This window comes from Vreelandella rituensis (genome assembly GCF_003336665.1).
GTDB lineage: Bacteria > Pseudomonadota > Gammaproteobacteria > Pseudomonadales > Halomonadaceae > Vreelandella > Vreelandella rituensis.
Window position 1 is genome coordinate 1 of sequence record NZ_QPIJ01000154.1, and the last position, 1,105, is coordinate 1,105.

A 1,105-nucleotide genomic window follows, 5' to 3' on the forward strand; every position below is an offset into this window, starting at 1 on the left:
CCAATCGCCGATACAGCGCCAGCGTATCCGTCAGAGCGGCCTGTTGGTCGGCACTGGTGACGTGTAGCGCCAGGGAGTCGGAACGGATGATCGGCATAAGAAAACTATATATCCAACCAGTGATAAGAACAAGCAAGGCTGACGCCTTGCCCTGCCTTAACTGACGACTCATTCAGAGAATCGAATCGCAGAATGCGGCAGGATTTTGTTCAAAGCCGGTTTCCAGCGTGGCATCGAGTTTTTCCTGGACCATCCGCTGGTTTTCCTTGAGCATCTTGGTGCTTGTAGGATCTTGGGTATGCCAAAGGTTGGTTCGCATGGCAATGGTGGAAAATGATGTCGACCAAAGCTCGAAAGCCATGATTCCCATTTTCCAGACATCCATCATCGCAGCGGGCGACTGAGGCACTAAAGAATAAGGGGCGGAGTTTTTCATGAACAATACTCGTTTTAAAAATTAAAACCTGAAGGGGATAAAACCTCTGCAATGTCAGGCCAAGGTAAGTTGCAATGCAAGAGCCTAGGTTACCCAGACAATTTGACATCCTCCCCCACCTTCAGCGCTAGCGCGCTTGTGGAAGGGGATTCCCTGGTCGTTACCTCCCAGGTTCCTGCTTCGCTGTCCGTCGCCTTCAATGCCTTGGCATTGCCGGTCTTACACAAACTCCACAGGCGTAACTTCCCGAGTGCCCCTCGGCATTACTTCAACGCTCAGCACCGGCTAACAGCGCGGTGCCGGCTTGTAGGATGTTGCGGGCGGCATTGACGTCGCGGTCGATGCCTTGGGTGCCGCAGTTCGGGCAGTCCCAGGCGCGAACATTGAGCGGCAAGGAGTCGACGACAAACCCGCAGCCATGGCAGCGCTTGCTGCTGGGGTACCAACGGTCGATCTGGACGAACTGACGCCCCCGCCCAGGCGGCCTTGTAGTCGAGCTGGCGCACCAGCTCGCCCCAGCCCACATCGCTGATGGCTTTTGCCAGATGCCGGTTCTTGACCATATTTTTCACCGCGAGGCTTTCAGCACAGATCACTTGGTTCTCGTTGACGATCTGCCGGGTGAGTTTATGAAGGTGGTCAAGCCGGGCATCGGCGATTTTCGCGTGG

General features: G+C 55.2%; 1 protein-coding gene and 1 pseudogene. Both read right to left on the reverse strand.

Going from position 1 to position 1,105, the window contains the following annotated elements:
- Positions 1–172: 172 nt before the first annotated feature.
- Entirely contained in the window at positions 173–436 is a 264-nt protein-coding gene (locus tag DU506_RS21230) for a hypothetical protein (RefSeq protein WP_181870852.1), read from the reverse strand.
- 268 nt (positions 437–704) lie between these two features.
- Positions 705–1,105, reverse strand: a pseudogene (locus DU506_RS21235) (RNA-guided endonuclease InsQ/TnpB family protein); the annotation flags it as partial.